17 protein-coding genes are annotated in these 17,860 nt (G+C 61.0%); 8 read left to right on the top strand and 9 right to left on the bottom strand.

What is annotated here, in order from left to right:
* Position 1: 1 nt before the first annotated feature.
* From FGF54_RS23005 to FGF54_RS22990, 4 genes are all read right to left on the bottom strand, one after another.
* Positions 2 to 970 (bottom strand): ABC transporter permease, encoded by a 969-nt coding sequence (locus tag FGF54_RS23005; protein ID WP_142781263.1) that lies wholly within the window; start codon positions 968 to 970, stop codon positions 2 to 4.
* Between the two features lies 1 nt (position 971).
* Entirely contained in the window at positions 972 to 1,916 is a 945-nt protein-coding gene (locus tag FGF54_RS23000; RefSeq protein ID WP_046800969.1) for an ABC transporter permease, read from the bottom strand.
* Positions 1,913 to 3,406 (bottom strand): sugar ABC transporter ATP-binding protein, encoded by a 1,494-nt coding sequence (locus FGF54_RS22995; protein ID WP_142781262.1) that lies wholly within the window; start codon positions 3,404 to 3,406, stop codon positions 1,913 to 1,915. Before FGF54_RS22995 ends, FGF54_RS23000 begins: the two co-directional genes overlap by 4 nt.
* Positions 3,407 to 3,509: 103 nt before the next feature.
* Complete coding sequence (locus tag FGF54_RS22990) at positions 3,510 to 4,532, bottom strand: substrate-binding domain-containing protein (protein ID WP_003522041.1); 1,023 nt, start codon at positions 4,530 to 4,532, stop codon at positions 3,510 to 3,512.
* Positions 4,533 to 4,836: 304 nt separating this feature from the next.
* Here FGF54_RS22990 and FGF54_RS22985 point away from each other — a divergent pair, with 304 nt between their 5' ends.
* Positions 4,837 to 5,232 carry a cupin domain-containing protein gene (locus FGF54_RS22985; RefSeq protein WP_059761005.1) on the top strand — a complete coding sequence of 132 codons (396 nt, stop codon included), beginning with the start codon at positions 4,837 to 4,839 and terminating at the stop codon, positions 5,230 to 5,232.
* 157 nt (positions 5,233 to 5,389) lie between these two features.
* Positions 5,390 to 6,349 carry a LysR family transcriptional regulator gene (locus tag FGF54_RS22980; protein WP_142781261.1) on the top strand — a complete coding sequence of 320 codons (960 nt, stop codon included), beginning with the start codon at positions 5,390 to 5,392 and terminating at the stop codon, positions 6,347 to 6,349.
* A 142-nt stretch (positions 6,350 to 6,491) separates the two neighbouring features.
* Here the strand turns inward: FGF54_RS22980 and FGF54_RS22975 are convergent, their stop codons facing one another.
* Positions 6,492 to 7,742: a Zn-dependent hydrolase gene (locus FGF54_RS22975; protein WP_080853656.1), complete on the bottom strand. Its 1,251-nt coding sequence runs from the start codon at positions 7,740 to 7,742 to the stop codon at positions 6,492 to 6,494.
* Between the two features lie 547 nt (positions 7,743 to 8,289).
* On the opposite strand from FGF54_RS22975, the gene FGF54_RS22970 reads away from it, so the two are divergent.
* Both FGF54_RS22970 and FGF54_RS22965 read left to right on the top strand, forming a co-directional pair.
* The gene (locus FGF54_RS22970) at positions 8,290 to 9,606 is read left to right on the top strand and encodes an MFS transporter (RefSeq protein ID WP_233283611.1); all 1,317 of its coding nucleotides are present in this window, start codon (positions 8,290 to 8,292) and stop codon (positions 9,604 to 9,606) included.
* A gap of 61 nt (positions 9,607 to 9,667) precedes the next feature.
* A complete protein-coding gene (locus tag FGF54_RS22965; RefSeq protein ID WP_142781260.1) occupies positions 9,668 to 10,306 on the top strand; it encodes an RraA family protein in 639 nt (212 codons plus the stop codon).
* Between the two features lie 88 nt (positions 10,307 to 10,394).
* On the opposite strand, the gene FGF54_RS22960 is transcribed toward FGF54_RS22965, so the two are convergent.
* From FGF54_RS22960 to FGF54_RS22950, 3 genes are all read right to left on the bottom strand, one after another.
* The gene (locus tag FGF54_RS22960; protein WP_142781259.1) at positions 10,395 to 10,799 is read right to left on the bottom strand and encodes a RidA family protein; all 405 of its coding nucleotides are present in this window, start codon (positions 10,797 to 10,799) and stop codon (positions 10,395 to 10,397) included.
* Positions 10,796 to 11,758: an ornithine cyclodeaminase family protein gene (locus FGF54_RS22955; protein WP_142781258.1), complete on the bottom strand. Its 963-nt coding sequence runs from the start codon at positions 11,756 to 11,758 to the stop codon at positions 10,796 to 10,798. The genes FGF54_RS22960 and FGF54_RS22955 overlap by 4 nt, the downstream gene beginning before the upstream one ends.
* 119 nt (positions 11,759 to 11,877) lie before the next feature.
* The gene (locus FGF54_RS22950; RefSeq protein ID WP_142781257.1) at positions 11,878 to 12,777 is read right to left on the bottom strand and encodes a LysR family transcriptional regulator; all 900 of its coding nucleotides are present in this window, start codon (positions 12,775 to 12,777) and stop codon (positions 11,878 to 11,880) included.
* A 136-nt stretch (positions 12,778 to 12,913) separates the two neighbouring features.
* On the opposite strand from FGF54_RS22950, the gene FGF54_RS22945 reads away from it, so the two are divergent.
* Positions 12,914 to 13,687, top strand: a complete 774-nt coding sequence (locus FGF54_RS22945; RefSeq protein WP_142781256.1) for an SDR family oxidoreductase — start codon at positions 12,914 to 12,916, stop codon at positions 13,685 to 13,687.
* A gap of 150 nt (positions 13,688 to 13,837) precedes the next feature.
* A complete protein-coding gene (locus tag FGF54_RS22940) occupies positions 13,838 to 14,716 on the top strand; it encodes a hypothetical protein (protein WP_142781255.1) in 879 nt (292 codons plus the stop codon).
* Between the two features lie 14 nt (positions 14,717 to 14,730).
* On the opposite strand, the gene FGF54_RS22935 is transcribed toward FGF54_RS22940, so the two are convergent.
* Positions 14,731 to 15,759: a LacI family DNA-binding transcriptional regulator gene (locus FGF54_RS22935; protein WP_031234048.1), complete on the bottom strand. Its 1,029-nt coding sequence runs from the start codon at positions 15,757 to 15,759 to the stop codon at positions 14,731 to 14,733.
* Between the two features lie 139 nt (positions 15,760 to 15,898).
* On the opposite strand from FGF54_RS22935, the gene FGF54_RS22930 reads away from it, so the two are divergent.
* The gene (locus FGF54_RS22930) at positions 15,899 to 16,933 is read left to right on the top strand and encodes a Gfo/Idh/MocA family protein (RefSeq protein ID WP_142781254.1); all 1,035 of its coding nucleotides are present in this window, start codon (positions 15,899 to 15,901) and stop codon (positions 16,931 to 16,933) included.
* Positions 16,934 to 16,945: 12 nt separating this feature from the next.
* Positions 16,946 to 17,848, top strand: a complete 903-nt coding sequence (locus tag FGF54_RS22925; protein WP_078053304.1) for a sugar phosphate isomerase/epimerase — start codon at positions 16,946 to 16,948, stop codon at positions 17,846 to 17,848.
* Positions 17,849 to 17,860: the final 12 nt, after the last annotated feature.

Raw genomic sequence — 17,860 nt, 5'->3', positions numbered from 1 at the left:
GTCACACACGCAACTGCTTTTGGCGGCCATAAAGCAGCATCAGCGCTAGCAACGTGACACCGAATATGATCTGCCGTGCCCATACATCGAGGTTGAGCGTTATCAGTACGCTTTGCAGAATGGTGAGCGCAACCGCCCCGGCCATGGTTCCGACATATCCGCCCGCACCGCCGGCAAGCGAGGTGCCGCCGATGACGACCGCGATGATCGACGGAAGCACATATTGGTCGCCGACGGAGATGAAGGACGTGCCGGTGTAACCGATCACGCACACCCCGGTCAGCCCGGCAAACAGGCCGGAAAGACCATAAAGCAACGTGCGGATCAAAGAGACGGGTAATCCGGTGAGCGTCGCCGCTCGTTCGTTCGAGCCGATGGCATAGATGGCGAAACCGAAGGCGGTACGGCGCAGCACGAACAACATGATCGCGGCGATGCCGAGCCAGACGAAAAGCACGCCGGGAATGCCGAAGATGAGCGGACGGTTGATGAAACCTGCCAGCAGGGGTGCTGCCGCACCAGAGGGAACGCCCTGCGAATAGACGACCAGCCCGCCCTGAATAACCGCCGTCATGCCAAGCGTCATGACCAGCGGCGGAATGCGCACGAAGGTAATGCCGAGGCCATTGACGAGGCCGATCAGGAAGGGAATGCCGCCAGCAACCAGAATGGCGAGCGGAATGCCCGCATTCTGACCGTTCATCATATTGCCGGCAAGGACGGCGCCGAGCGAGATCATCGCGCCGACGGAAAGGTCGATGCCTTCGCGCCCGCCAAGGATGACGAGGTTCTGGCCCGCCGCGACGATGCCGAGAATGGCGGCAATCGTCAGAAGCCGCACGATCTGCGAGCCCTGTGCGAAGCCGGGCGACAGCAATTCGCCGACCAGCAGCAGGAAGACCGATGCACCAATGGCGATGGTCAGGGGATCGGTGAGGAGGGTTTTGATTTGCAAGCCGGGATTGGTCATATCAACGCCTCGTCACCAGAACGCCGCCGGCCAGCGCCGTCAGCACGATCAAACCCTGCACCAGTGTCTGGTACTCGAAGGGCAGCCCCGCAAAGAAAATCACATTGCCGATCATGCCGAGCACCAGTGCGCCGGCAATCGACCCTGTCGAGCTGCCGAAACCGCCCGAAAGTGCGGTGCCGCCCAGAACCACGGCCGAGATGGAGGACAGCGCCAGACTTGCACCGAGCAGCGGGTCGCCGGAGGCGGTCTCACCCGTCAGGCACAGCGCCGCCAGCGCCGAGAACAGGCCGGAGATCATATATGCGCCGATGCGGATGCCCGAAAGGCGCAGCCCCGTCTGGAAGGCCCCGGTGCGATTACCGCCCACCGCGAGAAGGTGGGTGTGGAAGGGAATGCGCGACACGATGAGGGTGAAGGCGATGCCCCCAATCAGCACCCACAGCACGAAGGGCAAGCCGATGAAGCTGCCGGAATAGGTCTGCCAATAGGCTTCCGGCACCGGAAGACCCGCCTGCGGCAGAACCCAGATCGCCAGCCCGGCGAAGATGATGCCGGTGGCAAAGGTGGTGACGATCGGCTGGAAGCGCAGGCCGGATATGAAGAGACCATTGACCAGTCCGCAGAGCAGCCCGACAGCCGCACCCGCCGCCATGCCGGCGAAGACGGCGCCTGTCGTGCCGCCAAGTGCGGCGATGACGCTGACGGTGACGACATTGGCGAGGGCCACGATGCTACCGACCGACAGATCGATATCGCCCGCCAGAATGACGTAGGTCTGGCCGATGGCCACCAGGATCAGCGGCAGAAACGTCGTCAGGTTCGATTGCAGCACGGAGGGCTGAACGAAGGAGGGTTGCAGAAACGTGTTCACGGCGATGAGAAGCGCCAGTACGACGAGGGTGATGACCCATGGCTGCCTGCGCAGAAAACCGGAGGCGCTCATGCGGCATCTCCATAGGCGGCGCGGGTCATGTTTACGGATGTCATGTCGGCTCCGGTCAGTTCCGCAGAAATGCGTCCACCGTTGAACACAAGAATGCGGTCGGCATATTCGAGGATTTCCGCATCCTCCGAGGAATAAAGAAGGATGGTCGCACCGGCATCGGCCTGCTGGCGCATCAGCGCGAAGAGGTCGGCTTTTGCGCCAAGATCGATGCCCTTGGTCGGGTCGTCGAGCAGCAGCAGTTTCGGCGCGGTGGCGAGCCAGCGGGAGATGAAGATCTTCTGCTGGTTGCCGCCTGAAAGCGTGCCTATCGGCATATCCAGGCCGGCAAACTTCGTCTTCATGTCATCCGTGACCTTCTGCACCCGCGGCTTCAGCGTCGCGGGACGGACCAGCCGCATCTTCTCGCGCACCATCAGCGCCGCGACGAGATTTTCGAAGATCGACCGGCCCTGAAGGGACGCGTCACGGCCACGGTCGCCAGAGACATAAGCAAAACCACTATGAACCGCCTGCGAAGGCTTGCCGATGGTGATTTCACGACCCTCAAACCGGATTTGGCCGGCAGCAAATGGGTTCGCACCGAAAAGACCCTTCAGCAAGGCCGACTGGCCCTGACCCTGCAGACCGGCTAGACCGACGATTTCGCCCGGATAGGCTTCGAGAGAGACACCGCGAACGCCCTCACTCGCCACATCCGTCAGCTTCAGGCTCGGTGCAGCAGCCGAACGCCCGTTCTGACGGGCAGGAGCGGCCCGAACATCGCCGACCATGTCATGCACGACGGCTTCGCGCGTGGTTGCCGCCGTATCGAGTTCGGAAATCGTCGCGCCATTGCGCATGACGGTGATGCGGTCGCAGACGGCAAAAACCTCGTCGAGGCGATGGGAAATCATGATGGTGGAGACACCCTCGGCCTTCTTGGCCCGGAGTATCTCGAAAAAGCGCTGCGACTGGCGGCCATCGAGCGCCGCCGTCGCCTCGTCCATGATCATCAGGCTGGCATTCTGGGCGAAGACCTTGAGGATTTCGACGAGCTGGCGCTGATCGGGCGGCAGATTGCCGACAATCGCATCCGGCTCCAGCCCTTCGCCAGCCACGCCGTCAAACAGCGCGATCAGCCTCGCCGCTTCCGCCTTCAGCGCCTTGCCGTCGACAAAGATGCCACGTTTCGGCTCGCGGCCGAGAAAGATATTATCGGCGACAGAAAGCTGCGGAACGAGGCTGAGTTCCTGATAAAACAGCGCAATACCGGCATTTTCGGCGTCCCGCGGGCTTTTGAAGCGCACGTCTTCGCCATTGAACCTTATCGCGCCGCTGGTCGGTGCAACAGCACCCGCAACGATCTTGCAGAGCGTGCTCTTGCCGCAGCCATTGGCGCCCAGAAGCGCGTGAATTTCACCGCGACCGACGGTCAGCCTACCGTCGGAAAGCGCGCGCACCGCGCCAAAATTCTTCGTTATGCCGGCCGCTTCCAAAGCGTTCGCCATCGCATGTCCCCGAATAATGCTTGTCACAGGCGGCCGGCCAAAGCCCGGTCCGCACTCGAAATTCTGGTTCGGGCCGGCGCTTGTCGCCGACCCGAAACGGCTCTTACTTGAAGAACTCGCCGGCCTGTTCCGGCGTCACGGTTGCCGTGACGGACCAGTAGCCCGGCTTGCCATCGGCGGCCTTGATGTTGTCGGCAAGGTTGTCATTGCTGACGAAGGGGATCGGAATATAGATAGCGTTACCATAGGTGCCGCCGAAAATACCGTCTTTGAATTCCTTGCCCTGCAGCTTCAGGACAGCGACGTTGAGCGCGCTGGCCATGACGCCGGGAGGATTGACCGAAGCGCCGGAATTGAACTTTTCCTTTTCCCAGCGGGTCATGAAGTCCTTGCGGATTTCACCGGTCGCGGCAATGTCCTTGGTCTTGCCGGCGGCTTCGATGGCGCGCCATGCGCCGTCCGCCATGCCGTCCTGCACCCAGACACCGCTAATATCGGGATAGGTGGCGAGCAGGTTCTGCATGGCCTGCTGGCCCTGCGCCTGATCCCAGCTTGCATTGGCTTCGTTCAGCACCTTGATGTCAGGATATTTCTTGAACACTTCGCGGTAACCGGCGACGCGGGCTTCGTTTGCCGGGTTGCCGGCGATGCCGTTGATGGCGACGACGCTTCCCTTGCCCTTCAGCGCATCCGCAAGCCATTGCGCGGATTGCGCCGCCCATGCCTTCTGGTCGATGCCGACATAGAGCGCATCCTTCGAGGACACTTCGGCGTCGGTTGCGATGACGAGAATGTTGCGCGCCTTGGCCTGCGCGAAGATCGGATCAAAGGCCGTCGGGCTGCCGGGGTTGATGAGGATCGCATCGACGCCCTGGTTCATGAAATTGCGGATATGGCCGATCTGCCCCTGCACATCGACGTTGCCGCTCTGAACGACAACCTCAACCTTGACGCCCTTTTCGCCCCACGCTTTGGCGGCGGCCTGAGCCTCTTCGATCATCTGCGTGCGCCATTCGCTGCCGACGAAAGAATTGGAAAGACCGATCTTGAAGCTCTGCTCCTGGGCATGCGCCGACGTGCCCGCCGCCAGCACCATCGCGGCAGCAGCCATCAAATGTCTAAACATGAAATTTGCTCCTCCAAGCACGGTTTTTAACTAATGAAACCGTTTACATCAGCGAATGTAACCGTTTTCATAAATGAGTCAATCCTGAGAATAATTTTTATCGAAGGGCGTGAAACGGCGGCGGATGAGCAGTTCCGACATACGAAAAAGGCTTGAAAAATCGAGACATGCGCCGAGACCGGTGCGGCACGGAGCTTCGGAAAACGTCCTTGGCCGGCAGATCATGTCGGTTTTCATTTCACTGTGGACAATGGGAGGATTCCCGCTTCAAATCGCCTCGAGTCAGCCATCAGGAGAACGACCAATGGAAATATTGCGCGCAGGAACACGGGCATCGGCGAAAGGCCCCGAGGCATGGTTCACGGGGCAGGTCCGCATCGATCCCCTCTTCAACCCCTTTGATGCCGAGCGGGTTCAGGGCGCTCAGGTCACCTTCGAACCCGGCGCCCGCACCGCCTGGCACACCCATCCCCTTGGCCAGACCCTGATTGTGGTTTCCGGCTTTGGCCGGGCGCAGCGCGAAGGCGGCCCGGTGGAGGAAATCCGTCCCGGCGATACCGTCTGGTTCGCACCGGGAGAAAGGCACTGGCACGGGGCCGCACCCGATGTCGCCATGACCCATATTGCACTCCAGGAGGTCAAGGACGGCAAGGTGGTAGACTGGATGGAACAGGTGACGGATGACCAATATCGCGGCTGACGCGGCCGCGCCGACGTGGCGGGCCGCTTTCCGCAGGCCCGCCGGAGAATAAAATCGCGTCCCCGGCCAAAAGCGCCACTCTTTGCAGCCGGTGGACGTTTTTCGCCGGCAAAAATAGCTATAAGATGCAACCGCAATTCATTCGAGGAACGCATCGTTGTCACGTTATGCCCCCCGCATCCAGCATCTGAACTGGAACCTGCTGCGGACCTTTCTGGTCATTGTCGAGGAAGGCAGCATCACGCGGGCGGCCAACCGGCTTTTCGTGCGCCAGCCCTCGGTAACCGCCGCGCTGCAAAAGCTGGAGGAAACGCTGGGGTGCCAGTTGATCCAACGCGACAGCCGCCGTTTCGTGCTGACGGTTCAGGGCGAAATGCTTCGTCAGGAATGTGCCGAAATTTTCCTGCGGGTCGAGCGTATCGGCGAAAAACTCTCGACCGAGGCGGACGATCTGACGGGTCAGGTGCGGGTCCTCATCGTCACCAATCTCGTGCTTCCGCAGCTCGATCAGGCGCTGCGCCAGTTGCGGCGGCGTCATCCATCAGTCACCATCCGCATCGATGTCGCCAATACGCAGGATATCGTTCGCGCCATCGGCCAGAAACAGGCCCCATTCGGCATTTGCCTGCTGCCGAAACCGCTTGCCGGAATGGACTGCAAATTCCTGCTCAGGGAAACATTCGGCATTTATTGCGGTGCTTCCCATCCCTTTTACGGTCGTGGCGACATCACCATGGAGGAATTACGGCAGGAAGCCTTCGTGGCCTTCACCTGCAGCCAGGAAGGCGGCGCGCTTGAACCGATGATCGCCCTTCGCGACGGTGTGGGGCTCGGCAAATGGACCGTCGGCTCCAGCCCGCATATGGAAGAAGTCCGGCGAATGATCATCGCCGGCATCGGCGTGGGCATTCTGCCGCTGGATGCGGCGCGCGGTTTTGAGGAAGACGAGCTTTGGCAAATCCCGCTGCTTCAGGATTCGCTCGGGGCCGACGCCTATTTCCTCCGCAACCCCGATATGGACCTCGGCGGCGCCGAGCGGGCATTTCTGACTATTTTCGAAAACGAGCTTTTCGATGCGCAGGCGGCGGCCGCCCTTGTGGAAACGGGCGGCGAATAGGAAAACGGCGAAAAGCGGTCGCACTTTTCGCCGTTCCCTCTAAATCCAGCAAAAGCGGACCCCGGCGCTGCCGGCCGGGAATACGCTAAAACAGAGTGTTGAGCCTTTTCGCGCTTCGCAAAAAAGCGAAAGCGCTCGAGCATCAGTCCGCGCGGTTCGCGCGCTCCAGAACGGCCTGAACCAGCACGTTAACACCGGGTTCGATGTCGGCAATCGTGACGTTTTCCGCCTCGTTATGGGAAAGACCGCCCTCGCACGGAGTGAAGATCATCGCCGTCGGCAGATATTCGGCGACATGCATGGCGTCATGCCCGGCCTCGGTAAGGAGGTCCATTGAGGAATAGCCGAAAGCATCGGTGGCATTGCGGATGAGTTCGATGCAGCCGGCGTCGAAATGCATGCCGCCATAGGCCCAGCCTTCCTTGACAACGATCTTGCAGCGCGAGCGCTCTTCCAGCTCGGGAAGTCTCGCCTTGAAGGCTTCGAACATGGTGCTGACAACGGCATCGTCGGGGTGGCGCATGTCGCAGGTCATTTCCACGAAATTCGGTAGCGCACCGAGGAGATTGGGTTCCGCCCTGATGCGCATCGTCGTGGACTTGCCGCCGGTCTCGTGATTGGCCCAGCCGATCTCATTGATCGCCAGCGTCACCTCAGCGGCACCCACCAGCGCATTCTTGCGCGCCGGCATCGGCGTCGGGCCGACATGGCCGGTCTCGCCGTGCACTTCCACCACGAAACCGCGCACGCCGAAAGCGCCGGTGACGATGCCGAGTTGTTTGGCCGCTGCCTCCAATCGCGGCCCCTGTTCGATATGCAGCTCGAACAGACTGTCGAAAGCCTCCGCCGAAATCGCGTCTTTACCCTTGAAGCCGATGCGCTCCAACTCGCCGCCAAGCGTAAAGCCATCGCGATCCCTGCGGGAATAGGCGAATTCCGCCGCCTTGGCGCCGGTAAAAACCGCCGAGCCGATCATCGGCGGCTCGAAACGCGCGCCCTCCTCATTGGTCCAGTTCACAAGGGTGATCGGCCGGCGTGTGGCAATCGCATGGTCGTTCAGCGTGCGCACGAGTTCCAGCCCGGCCAGCACACCAAGAATACCGTCGAAGCGGCCGCCATGAACCTGTGTGTCGAGATGGCTGCCAACCAGCACGGGCTTCGCATCCGCATCGGTTCCTGCCCGTTCGGCGAAGATATTGCCCACCGCGTCGATCCTGACCGTCAGGCCCGCCTCCTCGCACCAGTGAATGAACTGGTGCCGCATCGCCGCATCCTCGTCGGAAAGCGCCAGCCGCTTCAGGCCGCCCTTTTCGGTCGCGCCTATTTCGGCGGAACGCATCAGCGTCGCCCAAAGGCGCGACATGTCCGGCCGGATATTGCTCAATCTCTTCATTTCGGTCCCCTGTTATGGTCTCGCGGCAGCAATGCCCCGGCGTAGCCGGCAGCCCGCAGACGACCTCTTTTCACTCCGTGGAATGACAAAGGGGATAAGACCAAACCGGAAAATTCAAAAATAGATAGATTCGATACTTAGAATAAGAGTGGCGGTCTTTGCGGCCGAAAAAGAAATTTCAGCCGGTCAAAAGACAGGCAGGGACTGCGCAGCCGAGCGGCAAAGAAAAACAGCGCCTGCGATATTTCCCTGATTTTATTATCTATTTCAAAATTCATGGACGGTGCCGAGATGCCCGAAAATGCCCAGGATTTGGTCTATAGCGCGGCCCTATGGAAGAAATCTGCATTATCTATTTGTCGGGAGCCTCCCGCTTTCCCATCATTGCGCAAAACAGGGGAACATCGCAGCATGTCGGACTGACGGAGAGAACCGAAAACGGTTGCTCCGCCGGAAATGGCTATCGTCATCTCATGCCTTCGGCGTGGGGCCGCTCCGCTTCGTCGTTTCTCCGTTTTCCTTCACAGCAACATAAAGGGGAATGTTCATGCAAGGGGAAACCGCACTCGTGGGCTCCGTCGAGAAACAGCCGGTTGGCGTTCGGCGGATCGCCGTCGCAAGCGTCATCGGCACCACCGTCGAATGGTACGATCTTTTCGTCTTCGCCACCGCTTCGGCGCTGGTCTTCAACAAGGTCTTCTTTCCGAGTTTCGATGCGCTCGTCGGCACGCTTCTGGCCTTCGGCACCTTCGCCTCGGCCTATCTCGCCCGCATCGTCGGGGCAGCGCTTTTCGGCCATTTCGGTGACAGGATCGGCCGCAAGTCGATGCTGCTCGTCTCGCTGGTCATGATGGGTGTGGCAACCTTCGCCATCGGCCTTCTGCCGAATTACGAACAGATCGGCGTCTGGGCGCCCATCCTGCTTCTGGCGCTGCGCGTCGTGCAGGGTCTCGCGCTCGGCGGCGAATGGGGCGGTGCGGTGCTGATGGCGGTGGAACATGCGCCGCAGAACCGGCGCGGCCTTTATGGCTCCTGGGTGCAGATCGGCGTTCCCGCCGGCACATTGATCGCCAACCTCGCATTCCTTGCCATCGGTTTCACCATGGCGCCCGAGGACCTGATTTCCTGGGGCTGGCGCATTCCGTTCCTCGTCAGCATTCTTCTGGTTGCCGTCGGCGCCTATGTTCGGCTCAACACCGCCGAAACGCCGTCCTTCGCCAAGGTGAAGACGGAAGAGGCGACCGTGCGCGTGCCCTTCTTCGAACTGCTTTCCAAATCCTGGAAAACGGTCCTTCTTGGCGGCATCGCCACCATGTCCACCGGATCGTCCTTCAACCTCATCGTCGCCTTCGGCCTGAGCTATGGCACGCAGGCGCTCAACATCTCCCGCAACGAGATGCTGGTGATCGTACTGATTTCCTGCATGGCGTGTATTTTCCTTTTGCCGCTCTTCGGCCTGCTTTCCGACAAGGTCGGCCGCCGACCGGTCATTCTCGGCGGCATTCTTGCCGAAGCGCTCGTCGCTTTCCCGATGTTCTGGCTGATGGATACCGCCACCTTTGCCGGCGCACTTGCGGGCTACCTGCTGATGATGACGGCCTTTGCCGCCAATTACGGCCCAATCGCCACCTTCCTCGCCGAACTTTTCGGCACCAAGGTCCGCTATTCCGGCCTGTCCATCGCCTATATGCTCTCAGGGGTTCTGGGCAGCGCGCTTACTCCCGTCATCACCACCTGGCTGCTTTCCGCCACCGGCAGCGGCGCATCCGTCGCCTGGTACATGATCGGCTCCGCCCTGCTCTCGGCCGTCGCCCTGCTGGCGCTGACCGAGACCGTGAAACGCGATCTGGCCAAGACCAACTGATCCATATTGCCATATCACAGACGCCGGCCCCCGCGCCGGCGTCTTTCTTTTGGAGACACCCATGGAAAGTCCCGACACAATCAACGAGGCGCTCGAACTGCTCCGGAGCGTCGAGACAGCGACGATCGGCCATTTCAGATCGGATGGATTCATGGATCCGGCGATGCAATGCGTGATCGACGGCGTTCGCATCGCCGGTCGCGCGCTGACCGTCAGTCTGCCGGGAGACGACGGAACGGCGCTTCCGCATGCCCTCTCCCGCGCCATGCCCGGCGACATCCTCGTCATCGAGCGACTGAGCGACGACCGGCACGCCTGCTGGGGCGCGGTCATGACCGCCGCAGCACTCGCGCGCGGTGTTACCGCCATCATCCTCGATGGTTATGTCACCGATATCGGCTCGATCCGCAGCGCCGGCTTGCCGGTCTGGTGCCGGGGACGCTCGCCCATCACCACCAAGCTCGGAGGCCGGGGAAATGTCGCGGGGCCGGTCATCTGCGGCGGGGTCAAGGTTCAGAACGGCGATATCGTGCTGGCCGACGAAAACGGCGTCTGCATCCTGCCGCCGGGGGAGGCATTGGCAACAGCACGGCAGGCTCTCGCCATTCAGGAAAAGGAGCCCGGCATCGTCGCAAGGCTCGAAAAAGGGGAAGATATCGTGGCGGTTTATGGACTTTCACCACTGGAGCAGTCCACGTAAAACCGGCCCGTAATCTTGCGCCCCTGGAAATGCCTGTGGGCGCGTCAGCCGATCCGGCCGACGCGCCCTTTTTCATGCCCGCCTGCCCTCAGAGGACAGCAAGGCACTCGATTTCGATATCGAAGGGCAAGGTCCAGGGTTTGATGGTTGCCGAGGTGCGCGCCGGAAAACCGGCTGCGAAATATTCGCGGTATATGTCGTTCACTGTGCCCATCAGCGCTGCATCGGTGACATAGATGGTGGTCTTGATCACATCTTCGAAGGTGGCGCCCGCTGCGGCCAGTGTCACCCGCAGGGCTTCCAGCGAGGCCCGGGTCTGGGCGGCGATATCGCCCCTGACGATGCCGCCCGTCTCAAGATCGACGGGCGGCATGCCGCAGGTGGCGACGATGTTGCCGGAGCGGACGAGCGCCGAGGTCGGCGCGCCCAGCCGGCGGATCGCCTCTGAAACCACCGGCACTTCAAGGATTTCGCGTTTGGCCATGTCTGTCATCCTTTTCCGTTCAGCGTTGCGGCCTCATAAACCATGGTGGCCGCCGCAAGATCGGCGAGCGCGGTTCCGACAGCCTTATAGAGCGTGATCTCATCATCGCTACTGCGCGCAAACCGGTTTGCCCTGCAAAGTCCGGCAAGCGTCGACCTGACGCTTTCCTCCGAAAACAGGCCCGCTTCGATCGGCTGAACGAGATCGCCCGCTTCGTGCAGCGCTTCCTCCGTATCGATAAAGACCGAGGCGCGGCCTATGGCTTCGTCATCCGCCTCGCGCATGCCGGGCGTGAAGCCGCCGATGAGATCGACATGCGTGCCGGGGCGCAGCCACGCGCCCCGGATGAGCGGCGTGGTGGCGAGCGTCGCGGCGCTGACGATATCGGCCTCGGCAACCGCCCTCTCCAGATCATCGACCACCGTGGCCGCAAGCCCCGACGCTTCGATGGTTTGCGCCAGCCGTTCGGCATTGCCACGATCGATATCCCAGACGGCCACCTGCTCAAGTGGTCTGATGGCCCGGTAGGCGTCGGGAATGAGGCTCGCGACGCGGCCGGCGCCCAGCACCAAAAGCCGGCTGGCATTCTTGCGCGCCAGATAATCCGCTGCAAGCGCCGACGCCGCAACAGTCCGGCGGCCGGTAATGACATTGCCGTCCAGCGTGGCCAGTTGGATGCCGGTCTGTGCGTCGTAAAGCATATAGGTGGAGGTCAGTCCCGGCAGGTTTCTGCCGGTGTTTCCGGGAAAGACGGTGACGATCTTGATCCCCAGATAACGTGTGGACTGCCGTGCGCCGTGCCAGGCCGGCATCAATAGCAGTGTCGCGGCGGCTTCATTTGGCACATCGATCGTGTGGTGGTGCCGCACAGGCATCTCGCAGCCTTCCGCAAAGGCGGCGGCAAGGGCCTTGATAAGCCCGTCAAACGGCAAAAGCCCGGCTGTTTCCTGTGAATTGATCGTGAGCATATGCGCCTCCCTTCAGATTTCTGGCGGAGGTCAAAATGGCGCAAGCGGCTGCACTTTATAACGCCGAATCTCGCTATGATAAAAATAGGCTGGAGCATCGCCACAGCAGGCATGTTGGGCTACAGAAGCCGTCGCCGCAGCAGGGCCTCCAGCCATTCCGCAAAGACCTGCAGCCGCCGCGACAGATGCTGTCGATGGGGATAAAGCAACGTCATCGGCATCGGCTCGGCCCGATGGGCCGGCATGACCTCGATGAGTTCGCCGCTCTCCAGATGCGGCCTGACGTCGTAAGCCGGTATCTGGATCAAGCCGAGACCGGCAAGACAGCAGGCGATATAGGCCTCGGCATTGTTGACGGTGACGCGGCCGCGCATGGAAAGCGAATGCAGCGTCTCACCTTCGATCCATTCCCAGTTTTCCACCCGCCCGCTGGAGGGCGACGCGTAATTGACCGCCCAGTGGCGGGAAAGATCGTGGGGCGTTTTCGGCGTTCCGTGGCGCGCCAGATAGGAGGGGCTTGCGACATTGATCAGCGGCAGCTTGCCTATCGGCCGCGCGATCAGACCGGAATCGCTGAGCGGTCCGACGCGCAGCACGCAATCGATATTGTCTTCCACCAGATCGACGGCGCGGTCGGTAACGCCGAGGCCTATGTCGATCTGCGGATAAAGATCGAGAAATTCCGGCAGCGCTGGTGCGATGACCAGCCGCCCGATCCGGCCCGGCACGTCGATCCGCAACCGGCCCGAAGGCTGCGCCGCCGTCTGCCGGAAGAGATTTTCCGCATCTTCGACATCGGCGATCAGCCGCTGGCAGCGCTCGTAAAAGGCCGAACCATCCTCGGTTGGCGAGACCTTGCGCGTCGTGCGGTTCAGCAGCCGCGCACCGACACGCCCTTCCAGTTCCTGCACCGCCGCCGAAACCGAAGAGCGTGGTATGCCGAGCGTATCGGCGGCCCGCGTGAAACTCGCGCAGTCAACGACGCGTGTGAAGATGCGGAACAGGTCGATACGGTCCAACCGGAAACACCTTATTGTGCGGTTTTTCTGACAAGTTATGTCAGAGTAAGCGCCTTTATCACGCAAAGCTAGACGATATCCTGCTGCAACGAAAGCGGCCGCCAGTTGGCCGAGCACGGCAAAAGGAGGCCGACCCATGACAGACCATTCCCTCAAGGGCAAAACCGTCATCATCGCCGGCGGCGCGAAAAATCTCGGTGGATTGATTGCCCGCGATTTTGCCGACCAGGGCGCCCGCGCCATCGCCATCCATTATAACAGCGCCTCAACCAGGGCCGACGCCGAGGCAACGGTGGCCGCCGTGAAAGCGGCCGGCGCTGAGGCCGTCGCCCTTCAGGCCGATCTCACCACGGCAGGTGCGGTCGAAAAGCTGTTTGCCGATACAGTCGCCGCCATCGGCCGCCCGGATATTGCCATCAACACCGTCGGCAAGGTGCTGAAAAAGCCGATCCTCGACACGTCGGAAGCCGAATATGACGAAATGACTGCCGTTAACGCCAAGTCGGCCTTCTTTTTCCTCCAGCAGGCCGGTCGCCACGTCAGCGATAACGGCAAGATCTGCACCCTCGTGACATCGCTCCTGGGCGCTTTCACCCCGTTTTACGCCAGCTATGCCGGCACCAAGGCCCCGGTGGAACATTTCACCCGTGCGGCCGCCAAGGAGTTTGGTGAACGCGGCATATCGGTGACGGCAATCGGTCCCGGACCGATGGATACGCCGTTCTTCTACGGTCAGGAAACGCCGGAGGCGCAGGCCTATCACAAGAGCGCCGCCGCTCTTTCCGGCTTCTCGAAAACCGGTCTCACCGATATCGAGGACATCGTCCCCTATATCCGCTTCCTCGTCACGGATGGCTGGTGGATGACCGGCCAGACCATTCTGGTTAATGGCGGTTACACCACGAAATAGTCGCTGCCGGATGACACAGCGGCTCAGGCCGCCGGCTCCTTCCGGGGCGCAAAACCGCGATGCCAAAAATATCGAACGCCATATGGCCTGAATTATATATGCCGGTGTAAAACCCCCTCATCCTGTTGATGGAAACCTTGGGGGTATCGGATGAATTCCGGGCGTCGTGGCGTTCTCGCATTTCTGGGCGGCCTTGTACTGGTAAGGCCGTCTCTCGGCGCAGCATCGGGCAAGCCGGCGGCCTTTGCCAAATCCCGTTCCGAATACAAACCCCGGCATATCCTCTGCTTTCTTGGCGCGGAAAATGGGCTGGCGGCGCTGCAGAAGAGCGCCCGCGCCGCCATCGATGATTTTACGCCCGATTTCAGTCTCGACGAGGATTACTCACAGGATGAGGCGGACGACCGAATGGAACGCTCGTTCGATGTCTGCTGGGATCGCGTCGACCCCGATGCCTACCAGCCGGAGGATGAGGCAGCCGTCGCCGCGCACGGCTCGGTTCTTTATGTGCTCAGCCCGTCCATGGATGCCGAAACAGCCGTGAAGACATCCGCAAAGGCCCTCAGATTCGTACAGCACATGCTCGATCACGGCGCTGTCGCCGTGAAGGGTGAAAGTGCGGGCGTCGCCCATGGCGCAAGGCGCTGGAAGCAGCTTTACGAGCAGTCGCGTGGCGAAGCGGCTGCCGATGACGGGATGGCGCTTGCCAGAACCTGCCGCCTGGCTTTCGCACGCCGTCCCATAGGAGACGATGCCGAAGGCATGACGAGTGTCGGGTTTCACCTGATCGGCCTGCCCGATGTGCAGATACGCTTCACCAAAAAAGACCAAGACCAGCCATCGACGAACGCCGAACAGCTGAAGATAGCCGCATTGATCGACGATATCGCCGAGCAAATGGCGCGTGAAGGCGTTGAAGCCACCCTGAAGGGCCGTCGCGCCACCCTCAACGACGACACACGGTATGAGGAAGACGAATATAAATTCAATCCTTTCGGCGTCGTGAGCGTTGACGACCTCAAGCTTTGACGCCCCCTGCTGCCTTATGGGGCGGGGTCGCTCTCGCCGGCCACCAGAAGCATCGGCCACACGCAATGGCGGGCCTGATCGGGGTAAAAGGGCGCATAGGCCGGCATGGTCGATAACAGCGTCTGGGCCACCGTCACGCCGAGATCATGCAGGGACATGCGGAAACTGGTCAGCCGCGGTTCCAGAAACTGGCCGCGCGGGCCATCGCGGAAGCCGATGACGGCGAGATCGCGCCCCGGTTTCAGCCCCACTTCCGCAAGCCGGCGATAAAGACCGACCGCCATCAGTTCGTAGATCAGCACGATCGCCGTTGGCCGGGGCCGCATCTGCAGCCATTCGCTGGCGGCGTGATAACCGCCCTGCTCGCTCGATTTCGCACGGATGACCAGAGAGGAATCGTAAGCGATGCCATTGTCTTCCAGCGCGCGCCTGTATCCTTCGAGAAAAACATAACCGAGATTGATATCGCTGTCGGGCACCGCCACCGCAATCGAACGATGCCCGGCAGCGGCAAGGCGGTCGACCGCATTTTTCGCGACGCCCTCGAAATCCAGATCGATCCAGGCGTGAGTGTCGCTGGAAGCGGTCCGTCCGAGCGCCACGAAAGGCAGCCGGGTCTGTTTCAGGAAATCCACACGTTTGTCTATCCGTCGCGTCGCGGAAATGATCATCGCATCCACCATGCGGCGCGCCACCATGCGCTTCAGATATTCATCCGGATCCTCTTCCCCCGGACAGGGCAGAACGATGAGATCGAGATTATGCCCGGAAAACACGCTTTGCAGACCGTCCGTCACCCCCAGGAAGAAGTTGTCGGAGTTCTCCACGGTCTGCGCGTCGCTGCCGGTCATCAGGCCGATGACATTGGTGGTTCCCTGCCTGAGGCTACGGCCGGACTGGTTGGCGACATAACCAAGCTTTTCCGCCGCTTCGAGAACACGCCGCCGCGTTTCTTCGTTCACATCCGGCTTGCCGTTCAGGGCACGGGAAACAGTGCCTATCGATATCTCCAGATAATCGGCAAGCTGACGAATTCCTTTCATGCACTCCCCTCCCAGGCCCGGCGCGCAATCGACGCGCCCCTTAACGGTCTTGACATATCTAACATCATCGGCATAGTCTCGTAAACGTTTACGACACCCTGCGCAAAGAGGAGTTTGCGAAAGAGTCCGGGGAGATGAGATGACATTCAATGCCGTTTTATGCGGGTGCGGAGCTATGGCCAAAGGCTGGTTGCGCGCCATTCAGTCCACGCCGGAAATCGCTGGCGCGATCAGGATCGCCGGTCTGGTCGATCTGAACGAGAACACCGCCCGCGCGCTTGCCGAAGAATTCGCCCTCACCGACGCGGTCATCGGCACGGATCTGCGCGAGGTTCTCGCTAAAACGAAAGCCGACATCCTTTTTGATATCGTCATCCCGCAGGTGCGCTTCGCCGTGGTTGAGGCCGGTCTCGAGGCCGGGTGCCATGTGCTCAGCGAAAAGCCGCTTGCCGCCTCGATGGAGGAAGCCCGCACGCTGGTAGAACTGGCGAAAAAAGCCGGCAAAATTCATGCCGTGGTGCAAAACCGGCGGTTTGTGGCCGGAATCCGGCGGCTGCGCCGCGCGCTGGAAGACGGCGTCATCGGCGATTTGACGGCCATCCATTGCGATTTCTTCCTTGGGCCGCATTTCGGCGGCTTCCGCGAAGAAATGAAGAACGTCCTGCTTCTCGACATGGCGATCCACACCTTCGATGCGGCCCGTTTCGTCGCCAATGAAAAACCCCTCTCTGTCTTCTGCGTGGAAAAGAACCCGGCCGGCTCATGGTATGCCCATGGAGCGAGCGCCAATGCCATTTTCGAGTTCTCGAATGATGTCGTCTTTACCTATCGCGGCTCCTGGTGCGCCGAAGGCGAGCGGACCAGCTGGGAAGCGCGCTGGCGGCTGATCGGCTCCAGAGGCATGATCCTCTGGGACGGGGAAGACAATTTCTCCGCCTCCGTGGCCGGCGACGAACAGGGGCTTCTGCGTGGCTTTAGGACCGTAAACGTTTCCGAAGCCATTTCCGAGAAGGATACGCGTGGCCATGCCAGCGTCATTCTCTCGTTCCTTCAATCCATCCGCACGGGTGATATGCCGGAAACGGCCTCCTTCGACAACATCAACAGCCTTGCCATGGTGATCGGCGCGATTGAAAGCGCCCGCCTCGGCCAGCGTGTTTCAATTGCAGCATAAGGACTGAAAGACGTGAGCAATCCGGCAACATCCATCCGCATCGGCACCATGGTCAGCGCCACCAAGGGACAGGCGGCCGAGCGCATCGGCCAGATCGCCGATCTCGGCTTTGAAAGCTTCGAGCCGTTCTTCTGGCAGACCACCAACGGTCAGGACCTTGCCGAACTCGGCAAGCGCTGCCGCGAGGCGATCGGCGAGCGCGACATCACCATCAGCACGCTCGGCATGTTCGGCAATCCGCTGGAGGAGACCGACATCGACCTTGAGACATTGCAGGGCTGGAAAGACTGCATCGACAATGCCCACCATTTCGGCGCGACCTGCGTTGCCGGTTTCACGGGCCGGCTTCGTGGCAGGCCGCTGCCGGAAAGCCTTCCCCGATACCGGCAAATCTGGAGCGAGCTTGCAAAACGCGCCGCCGACAAGGGCGTGAAGATCGCCTTTGAAAACTGCGCCATGGACGGCAACTGGCAGACCGGCGACTGGAACATCGCGCACAATCCCGACGCATGGGAACTGATCTTCAACGAAACGCCGGACGAGCATATCGGCATCGAATGGGAACCCTGCCATCAGATGGTCTATCTGATCGACCCGCTGCCGCAGATCCGCAAATGGGCGGACAAGATTTTCCACGTGCACGGCAAGGACGCGACCATCCGATGGGACGTTATTCGCGAGCACGGCATTTTCGGCAAGGAAAAATTCGTCTTCATGCGCACGCCGGGTTTCGGCGACAGCAACTGGACGGACATTATTTCCGAACTGCGCCTCGCCGGCTGGTCCGGCTCCATCGACATCGAAGGCTGGCATGACCCCGTCTATCGCGACGCGCTGGAAATGACGGGCCAGGTGCATGGCCTGAACTATCTGAAAAAATGCCGCGGCGGCGATTTCGTCGTCGATCCGACATAACGGAAGCCTTTT

Source organism: Agrobacterium sp. T29, assembly GCF_006970545.1.
Classification (GTDB): Bacteria; Pseudomonadota; Alphaproteobacteria; order Rhizobiales; family Rhizobiaceae; genus Agrobacterium; species Agrobacterium leguminum.
Note: the sequence above shows the minus strand (reverse complement) of the source record. Positions and strands in the feature narration are given on the sequence as shown.

Excerpts from the sequence above, each read along its gene's own strand:
- FGF54_RS22985 (WP_059761005.1), top strand. The coding sequence starts at position 4,837 with ATGGAAATATTGCGCGCAGGAACACGGGCATCGGCGAAAGGCCCCGAG.
- FGF54_RS23005 (WP_142781263.1), bottom strand. The coding sequence starts at position 970 with ATGACCAATCCCGGCTTGCAAATCAAAACCCTCCTCACCGATCCCCTG.
- FGF54_RS22955 (WP_142781258.1), bottom strand. The coding sequence starts at position 11,758 with ATGCTCACGATCAATTCACAGGAAACAGCCGGGCTTTTGCCGTTTGAC.
- FGF54_RS22930 (WP_142781254.1), top strand. The coding sequence starts at position 15,899 with ATGACATTCAATGCCGTTTTATGCGGGTGCGGAGCTATGGCCAAAGGC.
- FGF54_RS22990 (WP_003522041.1), bottom strand. The coding sequence starts at position 4,532 with ATGTTTAGACATTTGATGGCTGCTGCCGCGATGGTGCTGGCGGCGGGC.
- FGF54_RS22940 (WP_142781255.1), top strand. The coding sequence starts at position 13,838 with ATGAATTCCGGGCGTCGTGGCGTTCTCGCATTTCTGGGCGGCCTTGTA.
- FGF54_RS22960 (WP_142781259.1), bottom strand. The coding sequence starts at position 10,799 with ATGACAGACATGGCCAAACGCGAAATCCTTGAAGTGCCGGTGGTTTCA.
- FGF54_RS22995 (WP_142781262.1), bottom strand. The coding sequence starts at position 3,406 with ATGGCGAACGCTTTGGAAGCGGCCGGCATAACGAAGAATTTTGGCGCG.
- FGF54_RS22970 (WP_233283611.1), top strand. The coding sequence starts at position 8,290 with ATGCAAGGGGAAACCGCACTCGTGGGCTCCGTCGAGAAACAGCCGGTT.
- FGF54_RS22935 (WP_031234048.1), bottom strand. The coding sequence starts at position 15,759 with ATGAAAGGAATTCGTCAGCTTGCCGATTATCTGGAGATATCGATAGGC.
- FGF54_RS22975 (WP_080853656.1), bottom strand. The coding sequence starts at position 7,742 with ATGAAGAGATTGAGCAATATCCGGCCGGACATGTCGCGCCTTTGGGCG.
- FGF54_RS22965 (WP_142781260.1), top strand. The coding sequence starts at position 9,668 with ATGGAAAGTCCCGACACAATCAACGAGGCGCTCGAACTGCTCCGGAGC.
- FGF54_RS22945 (WP_142781256.1), top strand. The coding sequence starts at position 12,914 with ATGACAGACCATTCCCTCAAGGGCAAAACCGTCATCATCGCCGGCGGC.
- FGF54_RS23000 (WP_046800969.1), bottom strand. The coding sequence starts at position 1,916 with ATGAGCGCCTCCGGTTTTCTGCGCAGGCAGCCATGGGTCATCACCCTC.